Source organism: Candidatus Limnocylindrales bacterium (genome assembly GCA_035559535.1).
Classification (GTDB): domain Bacteria; phylum Moduliflexota; class Moduliflexia; order Moduliflexales; family JAUQPW01; genus JAUQPW01.
The window spans coordinates 119,781-133,620 of sequence record DATMBG010000051.1 but is presented as its reverse complement, the minus strand read 5'-3'; the positions used below and the strand labels follow the sequence as shown (position 1 = coordinate 133,620).

13 protein-coding genes are annotated in these 13,840 nt (G+C 45.6%); 7 read left to right on the top strand and 6 right to left on the bottom strand.

What is annotated here, in order from left to right; genetic code table 11:
- Window positions 1-69 precede the first annotated feature (69 nt).
- The 4 genes from VNM22_19105 to dnaA all read right to left on the bottom strand — a co-directional run bounded on the left by VNM22_19105 (window position 70) and on the right by dnaA (window position 3,513).
- Window positions 70-657, bottom strand: coding sequence for an NADH-quinone oxidoreductase subunit C (locus tag VNM22_19105; protein HWP49273.1), 588 nt, complete (start codon window positions 655-657; stop codon window positions 70-72).
- A gap of 143 nt (window positions 658-800) precedes the next feature.
- Window positions 801-1,310: an NADH-quinone oxidoreductase subunit NuoB gene (nuoB, locus tag VNM22_19100; GenBank protein ID HWP49272.1), complete on the bottom strand. Its 510-nt coding sequence runs from the start codon at window positions 1,308-1,310 to the stop codon at window positions 801-803.
- Between the two features lie 24 nt (window positions 1,311-1,334).
- Window positions 1,335-1,769, bottom strand: a complete 435-nt coding sequence (locus VNM22_19095; GenBank protein ID HWP49271.1) for an NADH-quinone oxidoreductase subunit A — start codon at window positions 1,767-1,769, stop codon at window positions 1,335-1,337.
- Window positions 1,770-2,112: 343 nt separating this feature from the next.
- Window positions 2,113-3,513: a chromosomal replication initiator protein DnaA gene (gene dnaA / locus VNM22_19090; protein HWP49270.1), complete on the bottom strand. Its 1,401-nt coding sequence runs from the start codon at window positions 3,511-3,513 to the stop codon at window positions 2,113-2,115.
- Window positions 3,514-4,275: 762 nt separating this feature from the next.
- Here dnaA and VNM22_19085 point away from each other — a divergent pair.
- On the top strand, window positions 4,276-5,655 hold the full coding sequence (locus VNM22_19085; protein ID HWP49269.1) for an extracellular solute-binding protein: 1,380 nt from the start codon (window positions 4,276-4,278) through the stop codon (window positions 5,653-5,655).
- Here the strand turns inward: VNM22_19085 and VNM22_19080 are convergent.
- Entirely contained in the window at window positions 5,650-6,354 is a 705-nt protein-coding gene (locus tag VNM22_19080; GenBank protein HWP49268.1) for a hypothetical protein, read from the bottom strand. The two genes, VNM22_19085 and VNM22_19080, sit on opposite strands and share 6 nt — an antisense overlap.
- Window positions 6,355-6,595: 241 nt before the next feature.
- Between VNM22_19080 and VNM22_19075 the strand changes: the two genes are divergently transcribed.
- Window positions 6,596-7,462, top strand: a complete 867-nt coding sequence (locus VNM22_19075) for a TauD/TfdA family dioxygenase (protein ID HWP49267.1) — start codon at window positions 6,596-6,598, stop codon at window positions 7,460-7,462.
- 72 nt (window positions 7,463-7,534) lie between these two features.
- On the opposite strand, the gene VNM22_19070 is transcribed toward VNM22_19075, so the two are convergent.
- Complete coding sequence (locus VNM22_19070; GenBank protein HWP49266.1) at window positions 7,535-8,446, bottom strand: phytanoyl-CoA dioxygenase family protein; 912 nt, start codon at window positions 8,444-8,446, stop codon at window positions 7,535-7,537.
- Between the two features lie 669 nt (window positions 8,447-9,115).
- On the opposite strand from VNM22_19070, the gene VNM22_19065 reads away from it, so the two are divergent.
- The 5 genes from VNM22_19065 to VNM22_19045 all read left to right on the top strand — a co-directional run bounded on the left by VNM22_19065 (window position 9,116) and on the right by VNM22_19045 (window position 13,836).
- Entirely contained in the window at window positions 9,116-9,337 is a 222-nt protein-coding gene (locus tag VNM22_19065) for a hypothetical protein (GenBank protein ID HWP49265.1), read from the top strand.
- Window positions 9,330-9,485, top strand: coding sequence for a hypothetical protein (locus VNM22_19060; protein HWP49264.1), 156 nt, complete (start codon window positions 9,330-9,332; stop codon window positions 9,483-9,485). Before VNM22_19065 ends, VNM22_19060 begins: the two co-directional genes overlap by 8 nt.
- 287 nt (window positions 9,486-9,772) lie before the next feature.
- Entirely contained in the window at window positions 9,773-11,221 is a 1,449-nt protein-coding gene (locus tag VNM22_19055) for a TldD/PmbA family protein (protein ID HWP49263.1), read from the top strand.
- A gap of 60 nt (window positions 11,222-11,281) precedes the next feature.
- Window positions 11,282-12,661, top strand: a complete 1,380-nt coding sequence (locus VNM22_19050; protein ID HWP49262.1) for a TldD/PmbA family protein — start codon at window positions 11,282-11,284, stop codon at window positions 12,659-12,661.
- 59 nt (window positions 12,662-12,720) lie between these two features.
- The gene (locus VNM22_19045) at window positions 12,721-13,836 is read left to right on the top strand and encodes an SIS domain-containing protein (GenBank protein ID HWP49261.1); all 1,116 of its coding nucleotides are present in this window, start codon (window positions 12,721-12,723) and stop codon (window positions 13,834-13,836) included.
- Window positions 13,837-13,840 lie beyond the last annotated feature (4 nt).

Below are 13,840 nucleotides of genomic sequence, written 5' to 3'. Positions count from 1 at the left end.
CTTTAGTTTGTTATCTGTTGCCCGTTGTAGGGGATAAACCTCTTCAAACAACGGGCGATGAACCAGGAACTACTCAGCTTTTTTCTCGGTTGTGGCCTTGGGATCCGGTTTGGCAGTTTTGGCAGCCGCAGCTCCGGCAGGTTTTACTGCTTTGTCTGCCTTGGGCTTCTGTTTAACTTCGTAGAGAGGATCTGGAGGCTCGGCAACTTCCACCCGAATACCGTGATAGAACTCTTGGGTTTTATAATCTTTACGAAGTGGATAACCTTCCCAATCATCCGGGCAGAGGATCCTTCTCAGATCACTATGGTTCTCAAAATGAATTCCGAACATATCAAAGGCTTCCCGTTCATGCCAATTGGCCGTTTTCCAGACATTTTCTACTGTGGGTACGGAAGGATTATCCCGGGGGGTTTCCACCTTTAGGACTAATTTATGACCATGCTTGAAGGAAAAGAGGTGGTAAACCACCGCGAGGGTATGGAGGTAATCAACCCCACTCAAACACATGAGAGAGTCGAAGGCGAGAGCTTCATCGTCTTTAAGGAAGGCGGCGACCTCTGCGATGTTTTTAGCAGGAACCTTGATAAAGGGGTCTACCTTCGTATCTACCAACTCAAAAGAAACCCCCTCAAACCTGGCCTTTAGCTTTTCCAAAATCTCCTGGATACCCATCTCCTTACTCAGCAGTTCCTGGACTTTTCTAAATTTATCCGTAAAGGGCGTAAACTCGAACTACCATTCACGACTCCAAAGGCGTCGGTCCTGCCTCTGGATAACCTTCCTCCCTCCCCTGACTTTTAAGAAGACATAACCGATGAAATCCCACGGGCCAACAACCTTTCATTTCGGATCTTTTCTTGAAGTTTTAAAACCCCTTCTATTAAAGACTCCGGACGAGGCGGACAGCCGGGGACATAGACGTCCACAGGTACCACCAGGTCAACTCCCTTTAAGACATGATAACCGTGTTGCCAGTAAGGACCTCCGCTGGTGGCACAACTTCCCATGGATATCACATACTTGGGCTCTGGCATTTGCTCATAGAGTAGCTTAAGTCTGGAGGACATTTTAATGGTAACCGTTCCGGCAACAATCATAAGGTCCGATTGTCGGGGAGTGCCACGGAAAACCCCTGCTCCAAATCTATCCAGATCATATCGAGCCGCTCCCGTCGCCATCATTTCAATGGCACAACAGGCCAACCCAAAGAGCATGGGCCATAGAGAAGACAACCTTGCCCAATTAAGAAAATAATCTACGCGAGTTATCAGGATATTATCCCGAAAGGTGCTTTCCAGTAATTTCATTCTAAAACACCTCCCTGCGAGGACTCATCTATGAAGTGTCTCACCATGCTCTTGAGAGCTTCTTTCTCGAGCCAGAGAGATTTCAGAGGGTTTAACCCATTCAAGGTCTCCTTTACACCAAACATAGGCCAGTCCCAAGAGAAGAATGAAGATAAATACCGACATCTCTACAAAGGCAAAAAATCCTAAGTCTTTAAATACTACGGCCCAGGGATAGAGGAAAACCACTTCCACTTCAAAAATGACAAAAATCAGGGCTATTACATAAAATCGTATATTAAACTGAATCGCCGTTCCTCCAATCGGGCGTTCCCCACATTCATAATTGGTTAACTTATCCGGATTCAGGGTCCTGGAATGGAGCAGTCTGGATGCCAGGCGAGCTGCAAGCAAACTCCCTACCAGAAAGAGAACTCCTACGGTCATGAAAACCAAAACGTTTACGTAATCGAATAACATAATTTACGCCCCCCTCCAGGTGGATTGAAAAGCAGAAAAAGGATCCCCTTTAAGCATAACAGACAAGTAGCCGCAAGGACAAATTTTTCTTTACTTTAATATCAGTTAACATTTTTACTTGAAATTTGTCAAGCAAAAAAGCCGTTTCTCAACAGGGATCAACCTGGGTTTTCAGCGGTCTTCACAAAAACCTAAACTTTTTGTCATAAAACCTTCATAATTCCTGCTTATGCTAATTTCAGGGGACGAAGTCTTCATCGGTTAGCTAACCACCATATCCTGATCTTATCTACAAAACCAAAGCTTCGTCCCCAGGATGTTAAAGCAGACTATGAATTATGGGTTAAGACTGAATCAAGTTTTTAAGTTTATTAATCAATCCCCTCAGTTCCGGATTTTTGCTCATCTCTTGCTCTATTTTACGGCAGGCGTGAAGAATCGTCGTATGGTCTTTACCACCGAAACTTCTTCCAATCTCGGGCAGGGATAACTGGGTTAATTCGCGACACAGATACATGGCTACCTGTCTGGGAAATGCAATATTTTTGACCCGGGTCTGGGCTTTCAACTCCTGTTGAGGAATTTGGTAATAATTGGCTACGACCTTCTGGACAAGGTCAACGGTAATAGGTTTTACCTTCGTATCGAATAAATCCTGAAGGACTTCTTGGGCCAGTTCCAGGTTGATGCTACATCCTTTAAAGGCGGCAGAGGCAGCTACTTTAGTCAAACAGCCCTCCAATTCCCGAATGTTGGATTTCACTTTGCTGGCTATGAATAAAGCTACTTCATCTGGAAGATGAACTTTTCTTTCTTCCGCTTTTTTCTGGAGAATGGCGATCTTGGTTTCCAGGTCTGGAGGTTGAATGTCCGCAATGAGCCCCCATTCAAATCGGGATCTCAACCGCTCCTCCAGAGTTGGAATCTGTTTCGGCGGACAATCACTGGTAATAACAATTTGTTTCCGTGCATTATGGAGGGCGTTGAAGGTATGGAAGAATTCTTCCTGGGTCCTGTCTTTCCCGGCTATAAACTGGATATCATCGATAAGAAGGAAATCAATCTGACGATATTTCTCCCGGAAGCTCGGCAGGGAATCATATCGAATGGAATTGATCAATTCATTGACAAAACGTTCTGAAGAGATATACAGGAGTCTTACTTTCTTCCTTAATCCTAAGGTTTTATGACCGATCGCATGAAGGAGATGGGTTTTTCCTAATCCTACTCCCCCGTAAATGAATAAGGGGTTATAGGTAGAGGACATCTGCTCTGCAACTGCTAAAGAAGCTGCGTGGGCAAATCGGCTTCCTGAACCCACTACATAGGTACTAAACGTATATCTGGGATTAAGGGCCACCTCCTCTTCGGACTCTTCAAAGACCCGAGAAGGGTTTTTCCTGTAAGGAGTTTCTATGGGTGTGGGCAATTCCATTTGACGCTCCCGCATTTCCCTGGACGAGGGAAAACTTGAAACTTCGGAGTTTTTGGCCTCATCGGATTCTTTGTAGACCACAAAGGAAACTGCCGGGAGTTCTCCCATCACCTCTTTAATGGCGCCCAGTAGGACTTCCAGGTAATGCTCGTTGAGCCAGCTTATAAAGTTTTGATCAGGCACTCCCAGTTTAATAGTCCCTGATTCGAAGGATAGGGGTCGAACAGGCCTAAACCATGTCTCAAAGCTTTGTCTGTTAATCCGGTCCGCTATATGTTTGAGAATGTTCTCCCACAAATTTGGATTCATAGGGATGATTTATCCACAGGGGTGGATAACTTTATAACAATCATTTTTATCTAAAGTTGAAGAAGAAAATATCCAGCTTATCTACAAAAGATTGTTAAAAAGTCATTTATTTAAAACAATTTAACAGAATAAAGGTTGCATCACCCCAAAAACTTTTTCAAGCTTTTTTTAGCTAAAAATTTTAACCCTCATAAATTTGCTAAGATAGATCCTTTCTCCCTAAATTCTATCACATTTGTAATGGAGAAGAGATTTTGTTTAATTCTATCTCTTAAATAAACCGTCCCATTTCCTAAAACTTCAAAAATTCTCCGGTTCCTAAAACTTTGAACTTCTAAAAATTAAATCTACCGAATCTTAGAAGAGGAGAGATAAGTATAGAAATTTTCCGTTTTTAATTTGGATTAGTTAAAAAACTGACATAAATCACTTGACAAAGATCCAGGGGTTAGATAGATCGACCGAATTTTAATCTTATAAAAAGTATCTTGACGAATAAATAGGGTTAGTCTATGATTTTCTTTTTAGAAGATAAAAAAGTTTGAGAACCCTCAGGTTCTTGGGTCTATAAGTGCATAGGTCGTATTTAAAATTTAAAATTGAAAGAGATTCGAGTTCAGGGGTTACTGCTCCATCAGGTTTGAGAGACGCCGAAAGATTGGCGGCTATAGGGCGGTGCTTATCTGAGGTGAGTTTCCGGGTATTGGTGAGGAGTTCAGCCCCAAAAACCTGGGAGGGAGTAAAACAAGGAGGAAATCACCTATGAGCCCATGTGTCAGCAGTCTCCCCGAACCTGGCCCCTCCGTTACTCCGCCATCAGATTCTGCAGTTAATAGAGAAAACCTGTTCACACGGCGTCAGTTTCTGAAGGTGGTTGGGTTAACGACCGGAATAACTTTTACAAAGGGTGTTTTATTCCCAGGCACTCAAAAAATAGCGGCTCCGGCAATTTTGAAAGGAACAAAACTACATCTTTTGCAGTTAAGCAGCTTTGTTCCACCCACCGATGATGAAATCCGAAGGCAGGCATCAGAATGGGGCAAACAAACAGGTGTCCAGGTAACCATCGAGACCATCAATGCCAACGATTTGCAGGCGCGGATTGCAGCGGCCATTGAGACCGGTACCGGACCAGATATCATGCAGATGCTTCATAACTGGCCGCACCTGTATGCGAAGGGGTGTATAGATATAGACGATGTGGCTGAAAAAGTGGGAGAGATGTATGGGGGTTTTTATCGGCAGATTCAGGATGTTTGTTTTGTAGAGGACCATTATAAGGCGATGCCTTATGCCATTGCAGGTACGGCTATGGTCCATCGGGAAGACTGGTTCCAGGAGGTAGGGGTTGAGAAATTCCCCGAGACCTGGGAGGAATATAGAAAGGTGGGAAAACTTCTTAAAGACCTGGGTCGGCCTTTTGGACAAACCTTCGGGCATACCTTTGGAGATGCGCCCACTTTTGCGTATCCTTATCTGTGGAGCTTTGGGGGAAAGCCTGTGGAGGAGGATGGTAAGACTATTGCCTTAGACAGTCCGGAGACCTTAGAAGCCGTGGAATTTATTCCGGTTCTTTGGAAAGACGTCTTTGACGAAACAGGGCTTGCCTGGGATGATACCAGCAATAACCGGGCCTTTTTAGCCGAACAGATTTCCTGTACCCTGAACAGTGCCAGTATTTACGTAGTAGCGAGAAATCAGTCCCCTCAAATAGCTCAGCACATAAACCATGCCATCATGCCTGCGGGACCGGCCGGAAGTTTCCACTATAATACCACGCTTGAGTTCGCTGTTATGAAATACTCTCCCCACATCGATGCAGCAAAAGAGTTCCTCCTATTTTTGATGGACAAACCCAATTTCTATAAATGGTTTGAGATAGGAGGCGGTGTGAATGTTGCTCCAGGTCCTGATCATGAAACTCATCCCTTATGGCAGAAAGATCCCCGGGTCTTAGCTTTCAGGCACACGGCAAAACTGGGTCGCTCGATCGGCTATCCAGGACCTCCTACCCGAAATGCTGCAGAAGCCCTATCGAAATATATTATTGTAGATATCTTTGCACGAGCCATTCGAGGTGAAGCACCTAAAAAAGTAATAGAATGGGCCGTCGGTGAGCTTCGCCAGATTTATCGATCATAGTGTAATTTTTACGATCCATCCGGAGGTTGCATCGCAATAGAGGAGATCTTTACCAAAAATGGATAATCCGTGGGGTTCTGGATCCGACTTTGAGATGGTTATCCGGTCCAGTTCCGTTCCGCTTTTCACATCAAGCTTGACAATAACCCGGCGGGAGGTATGTACAACCCAGATTCCATCCTCTACCCGTACCACCCCGTGGGCCCTTTCATAAGGTAAGGGAATCACGTGTTGAAGAGTCCAATCGACAATCCATACCTTACCCAAAGTTTGATCTTTAAGAAGGGTTATCCAGAGATAACCTTCTTCGAAAGGGTCATATTCGATTCCATGGGTAGGACCCCCGCCCGGGACCGGATACCGTCCCAGAGTTTTCCCTGTATAGGGATCAACTTTCAGGATCTCCCCCTGATCCGGTCCGGCGTCGGTCAGTCGTGCCGATCGCCATAGCGTAGCCGGACCGTTAACACCCAGCCAGAGTACGCCATCTCCATAAGTTAATCCGCTGGTATTGGAGGATTCGCTGGGAATATCTCGAATGAGCCTGGGAACCCTGCACTCCGGAACAATTTGCGTAATCTCGGTAAGAGCCACCCGATCGGTCATTTGATCCACGATCCAAAGTCCCTGTTCGGTCATTTGTAAATCATTGGGCACAGCATAAGGGGCACGGAAAAGTTTTTCGATGGGTCGAGTCATTACCTTCTCTCCCTTCTTTTTTAAAGAATTTTAAACAAAAGTCCCTTCCAGACCTTATTTTTTAAAAAAAATTCTTGCATTTATCCTCGATAAAATACATGATGCAGGATAAAAGCAAGAGAATTTTTATAGAAAATTAAAAACAGGGGTCTGACTATAAAGTCCTGAAGACACAAACTTATGAGTTTAGGACTTATGTCAAAATGAAAAGGATATAACTTCCTGATGAGGTAAAACCACTATGGCGATAACCATCAATCCACTGACCGATTGTTTCGGTGCAGAAATTTTGGGTGTTGATATTACAAAACCTTTGGATGAAGAAACTTTTGAGCAGATCCGGGAGGCTTTCAACAGGTATTCGGTGTTGGTCTTTCATGATCAAGATTTAAATGACGAACAGCAAATTGCCTTTAGTCAACGGTTTGGACCATTGGAATCAACCATGAAAAATGACTTCACCGGGGGTGGAGGTCTTATTAACAACCTTTCCAATGTTGATGAAAAAAATGAGATGATCTCGCCGGAAGACAAACGCATATATCATCTTTCTGCCAATATGCTTTGGCACTCTGACAGTTCGTTTAAGAGGATTCCTGCTAAAGCCTCTCTCTTATCAGCCCGGGAGGTACCTCCTGAAGGGGGAGAAACCGAATATGCCAGCACGCGGGCCGCTTATGATGCCTTACCGGACGATAAAAAAGCCATGTTAGAGGGTCTTGTTGCCGTCCATAGCCTGGCCTACTCCCGGAGTTTGATTTCTCCCGACCTGATGGATGAGGCCTTCAAGAACGAAGTACCACCGGTAAAGCAAATCCTGGTGCGAACTATTCCAGAGACCGGCGAAAAGGCGCTTTTTATCGGCTCACATGCCTCCCATATTGTCGGCTGGCCGATTGAAGAAGGCCGGGCCTTGCTGAAGGAGTTACTGGAATGGGCAACCCAACCTCAGTTCGTTTATCGCCATAAGTGGCGACCCAAAGACCTGGTCATGTGGGACAATCGTCGCTGCTTACATCGGGGCAGACCCTGGGATACCTCCAAATACCGGCGGGTCATGCATCGGACAACGATCGCGGGAGATGGACCAACAGTACAAGGACCTTAATAGAGTGATCCACCGACCGGGTTGGCCCCTTGAATTATTCTTACCGGCTTCTCCCTTACAGAGGCTTATTGCTTAGTCTTGGAAGTAGCTGCTAATTTTCCCTTTCTGGTTTTCGTAAATGGAACCGCCATACAATGCCGGAGGTAATGGCATACGTACCGGTACTGGAATAAGACGCGGTTGATTGGTGGCTTCGCCGGCGACGATGAGTTCATTGAACTCCTCATAGGTTTTGGCTCCAGATTGGCTCATACCCATTAAAGGCCAGGCATCGACAGCAGCATAGGCGAACAGAAGCAATCGACGCGGTTTATGGGAGTAATTAGGTGCCGAACCATGAACGGCGCGAACGTGATGAATCGTCATTCCTCCGGCGCTACATAACAAAGGCACAGCATCTTCATAATTTACCTTACAGGAAGGATGGATAGCTCCACAAAACCGACCGTTTGCATGGTGATCGTAGACAGGCCCCCTATGAGATCCCGGAATGACCATGAGAGGTCCATTATCCGGGGTACTATCATCCAACAAAATACCTACCGCCAGCACATCATCGTTGGTATGGGGATAGAAAGCCCAATCTTGATGCCACTCGACCGGTGCCCCATAACCGGCCGATTTCATATTCAGTTTTTCGCTGTGAAACCGTATATTAGGGCCGATCAATTGAGCTACAATACCGAGGATAGTTTTATCCCTGGATAATTCCCAATAGAGAGGGTGTACTTTGGAAGGATTTTTAATCCGTCGAACCCGTGGCTCATCCGGTATGTGGGAATCTTCCAGGTCATATACCTCGGTATGTTGGGTCAGTCCTCGCGCTCCCTCAACAATTCGATCTGTAACCTCCCGCAAAGCGATCAACCTCTCTTCGTCTAAGACCCTTTCGATGATCAGGTAACCCTTTTCATGATAAAAGGCAATTTGTTTTTCGGTAAGTCGAAGGGGTGAAGATGATGTCTCCAGAAGTTGAGTTGCCATATAAATAGTCTCCTCCTAAGCCGGTGAGGCTCTTAAATTAAATCATTTTGTATTCTCGTCTTGCTGAGCATCACGATAACCTTCGTATTATAATATAAGTAGTATCTTGAGGAAAAAACCTCAAGGGTCGGTTCCGAAACCTATCTCCTTCTATCCCTGCAAAATTTGGGTTTTGTACTATTGACAGTTCTTTGTAGAACTGTTTCATCGCTACGGAGTAACCTCAGATTCCTCCATTTTGCCATTTTGCCAGGATGAGGTTTTCCACAGGGAAGATAATGAATCCTTTAATCCGGTTTATGTAAGGTTCCTCGGTCCTGATGCTATAATGTTTTAATCAGATTAGATTTTTTACTTGATCCAGCGGTTTTGCTTGACCATTTGACTCTCCTTTTATAAAATAGTTTTATAATGTTTCTAGATGGGCAATCTTTTTGGAAAAGAACGTTTTTTACGCCTTATTGTCGTCTAGAAATATCATAAGGACCGATAAAAAATTAGCCGGCTCAAAATGAGCTGTCTAAGACAAGAATTTTAGATGTTAGATGGTTATCTGGTGGCATTTATGCGGTATTTAGAAGGATTAGGCTGCCTAAAAGCCGTCTTTTTTGCGGTGATTGGGCCGTCCAATATAAGTTAGGACTCGGTAAGAACCATACAGAGATTTAAATGAGTATCAGTGAACTGTTGCAAAAGGTCCAATTTTTAGTGGACACCCCAGGCGACGAGAAAGCCGTAGTGTTGGATTATGCAATCTGGGAGGAACTGCTCACTTTATTGGAGGACCTAGAAGACGCTGAGGAAATTCGCCGTCTTCGTGAAGCTGGAGAAGAAGCCGTTCCTTGGGAGCAGGCTAAAGCAGAATTACGAGCTAAGGAAGTCGATGTATAGTGTGCGCAGACTTCGGCAAGTCATCAAGGATATAGCCGACTTGCCTAAGGATTATGCTCGTTTAATTAGTCAGCACATTGATGGGCTGGGAGGCAATCCCCGTGTCCGCAAGATGCGAGAGGATTTATTAATGAACAATATCGGGTAGTCGAGAGGCTCTATCCCATTGGAATCAGAGCAGCTTGAATCTTATAGGTCTGTCCGATTCAAGGTTAGGGGTACGGCGCGCCGTGCCCTTACTAGAGAGTTTCTTAAAAACTATCAGATCGTATGGCCGAACAAAAGTAAAACGCTGGCTAAATTCTGAATTAAGAGAAACACGAAAATCACGAGATACGAAGAGATCCAGGAAGAAGAAAAGGTATCAAAAAATCGCCGAGAGACCTGGTAGTCCTTGGTACTTTCGTGTCTTTGTGGTAGAATTAATCTCTGCCCATGAACATAAAAGACTTTCTTAAAGAAACGATTAGCTACCTGAAGCAAAAAGGGGTAGACTATGGAGATATTCGCCAGGTTCGGACAAGGCATCAAAGCTTAGAGGTTAAAAACGGTATGGTGGAGAACCTTCTGGAGGATTTAGATCAGGGATTTGGGATCCGGGTCCTGGTCAAAGGTTCCTGGGGATTTGCCGCCAGTTCGATCTTAACCGAAGAGGAAATGAAGCGGGTAGCGGATCAGGCCGTGGAAATTGCCCGGGCCAGTGCCTGGGTTAACAAGCGGAAAGTCCAATTAGCCGAAGTCGAGCCTTACATCGATACCTACCGAACTCGAATCGAGATAGATCCTTTTCAGGTTTCTCTGGACGAGAAAATCAATCTTCTGCTCCAGGCCGATGAAGTCCTCCGGAAAGATCCGCGAATTAAAGTTGCTCAAGGGATTATGGGATTTAATCGTATTGACAAGATCTTTGCCAGTACCGAGGGGGCCTTTATCGAACAAACTATTTGGGAAAGTGGGGGAGGCATTTCGGTTATAGCTGTGGAAGGTTCAGAAGTCCAGCAGCGATCTTATCCCCAATCCTATCACGGAGATTATGCTACCCGTGGATACGAATTCGTCCTTGGAATGAACCTGGTTAACGAAGCAGAGAGGATTCGGACGGAGGCTTTGGAATTGCTCCGGGCTCCAGAGTGTCCTTCAGGCGAAAAGACTTTAATTCTGGAAGGGTCTCAGGTGGCCATTCAGGTTCATGAGTCTTGTGGACATCCCATTGAGTTGGATCGGGTACTGGGAACCGAGATCAGCTTAGCCGGAGGGAGTTTTCTAACCCTGGATAAATTGGGAAAATTTCGGTATGGTTCCCGTTCGGTTCATATCACTGCCGACGCCACCCTGGAAGGAGGCTTAGGTAGTTTTGGATATGATGACGAAGGGGTTAAAGCTCAGCGAACCGATATTGTCCGAGAGGGCATTTTTGTTGGATATTTGACCTCTCGAGAGACCGCCGTGGTTTTGGGGCAGAAAAGTAATGGAACCATGCGGGCAGACGGTTGGAACCGGATTCCCCTTATTCGTATGGTTAATATTAATTTAGAACCCGGCGAACCGAGCCTGGAAGAGCTTATTGCCGATACACCCGACGGACTTTACCTGAGTACCCTTAAAAGCTGGAGCATCGATGATTTGCGCCTCAACTTCCAGTTTGGGTGTGAAATGGCCCAGGAAATCAAACACGGTAAGCTGGGAAGAATTTTTAAAAACCCTGTTTATACCGGTATCACACCTCAGTTTTGGGGTTCTTGTGATGCAGTTTGCAATAAAAATTTCTGGCACATCTGGGGAACTCCTAATTGTGGAAAGGGAGAACCCATGCAGGCCGGCCACGTGGGTCATGGTACAGCTCCGGCCCGGTTCCACCGGGTTCAGGTTGGTGTGAAAAAATAACTTCGTCTATTGCCTGTTGTCCGTTGTTCATGAAAATAGAAGAGAGATAATGCGCGGACTATGGATAATAGACTACAAGCCAAAATGCTGGGAAAGGATAAAGCGCTGGATATACTTACCAACATTGTCCGTAAATCCGAAGCAGATCAAACAGAAGCGGTGCTGGTTGGAAATTCAGAAGGATTAACCCGATTTGGGGAGTCGGTTATTCACCAGAGTATGATAGAATCCAATATAAGGGTGATCTTTCGGGTTGCCCTGGGAAAAAAGCTGGGAATAGCTTCTGTGAATTCTCTGAACCCGGAGGACCTTAAAAAATCTCTGCAGAGCGCCATACAAATAGCTCAACTTCAAAAGGAAAATCCTTATTTTGAATCCTTTCCGGCTTCGGAGGAAATGCCAGATCTTCAGACCTATTATCCCGAGACAGCAGCTTACTCTCCTCAACAACGGGCTGAGATTATCCAACAAGCCATTCAACGGGCAGATTCTTACGGGTTTAGAGTTGCCGGAGCCTTGGCTACCGGAGAGGGAGAAATGGCCGTGGTTAACTCACGGGGCCTTTCGGTTTATCAGCCTTACACCCAAGTTCGCTTTAATATAACCGCTCTAACCGCCGATGGCTCCGGCTATGCCACCGATACTTCTCGGAATATCCAACAGGTAGATTTCCCCCAACTGATAGAAACGGCCTTGGAGAAATGTTCGAACAGTCGAAATCCATCTTCCCTGGAACCGGGGTTTTATGATGTGATTCTGGAACCTCCTGCGGTAAGTATTCTCCTGCAATGGATGGGATATATCGGATTTGGGGCTAAAAGTTTTCAGGAGGGACGAAGTTTTTTATCAGGTCGATTGGGCGAAAGAATCACCGGCTCCTCTATAACCATCTACGATGATGGTTGGGACCCTGCCGGTGTACCCATTACCTTCGATGCAGAAGGAGTTCGGAAGAAAAAAGTTATCTTGATCGATAAAGGAGTTGCAGCCAATGTCTTATACGATACCTTAACAGGAGCCCGCGATCATAAACCGTCTACAGGGCATGCTATGCTTTCAGGAGGATTCCACGGCGGAGAACCGGCTCCTTTGAATCTGTTTATGGAGCCCGGAGAGGTAAGTTTTTCGGAAATGTTGACTTCAATGGAACGAGGTCTCCTGATCACCCGTTTCCATTATGTAAATGGGCTGCTGGATACTCGACGGGCTCTTATGACCGGGATGACCCGAGATGGAACCTTTCTTGTTGAGGAAGGAAAAATAAAAAAACCCATTCAAAATCTTCGATTCACCGAAGGAATTCTGGATGCTTTCTCTCGGGTAAAAAAGATCTCCCGCGAGCGTCATCGCGTAGGATTCTGGGGTTCTGAAATAGGGACCTGCGTAGTACCCGCCTTGCTCATCCAGGGGTTTCACTTTACAGGTAAAACATCGGCTTAAAAAGTACCGAATCATGAAAAGGGGTCTAAAAGTTTATATTGACCGGGAGGAAAATCATAATGACGAATTCAATGACTCTGGCAGAATTAAATCGACGTAATGCACATCCCTATCACATGTATGATGCCATTCGAGCCCAACCTGCCTTGATTCACGAGGTATTACAAGCCAACACCTTACAACTAGACCAGGCCGTTGAGTTTCTGAAACGGCAAGGTAGCTGGTATTTCTGCGGGATTGGTACTTCTTTTCACGCCGTACTGGTGGGAGAATATTTTATGCGCCTCCTGGTAGATGACTTTATTCCCACCCGTGCCATCCATTCCTTCGAATTTGTATGTTATCCTCCCCCTGTTCGAGAAGATACAGGGGTCCTGGTAGTAAGCCATCGGGGAACTAAGAATTATTCCCTGCAAGCCCTTGAACAGGCCAACAGACGGGGTGCTACGACCATAGTTATTACCGGTAAGGACTCCGCCGAGGGTATTCACAGAGCCCATACCGTTTTAATGACCGTTGATCAGGAAATCTCGGCTGCACATACCAAAAGTTATACAACGGCACTATCTTTATTGGCGGCTCTAATTATACAACTGGGACGCCATGTAGGTAAAGATATTGAAGTAGCCAGGGCCCAACTGACCCGTGTTCCTGAATTTATTCAACGGGCCCTGGAAACAGAGGCCCATATCCAGGAGCTTGCGCAAGAACTCACAGAAAAAGAATTCGTGGTCTTTGTAGGAGGCGGTCCCAACACAGCAACTGCCTACGAGGTTGCCCTCAAAATGAAGGAAACTAACTACACACCCTGTGAGGGCTTCCAGGCGGAACAATTCCTTCATGGACCTGTGGCAGGGCTCAGTGATAAAATGGCCGTATGGGTTATCGCTCCTCCAGGGCCCAGCTATTCACGCTGCCTTGAAATCGTGAAAGTTGCCAATACCATTGGAGCTACAACCGTTGCATTGGTAGAAGAGGAGGATCAGAACCTGGCAAAGATTGCAACTCATACTATTAACCTGCCCAAAATGATGGAAGCATTAACCCCTCTGGTTTATATAATACCTCTGCAGTTATTCAGTTATTATCTTGCGCTGACCAAAGGAGCCAACCCGGATATATTCCACTTTGACGATCCGCGCCACCAACAAACGAAGAGGCATTACAATCTTTAGCACG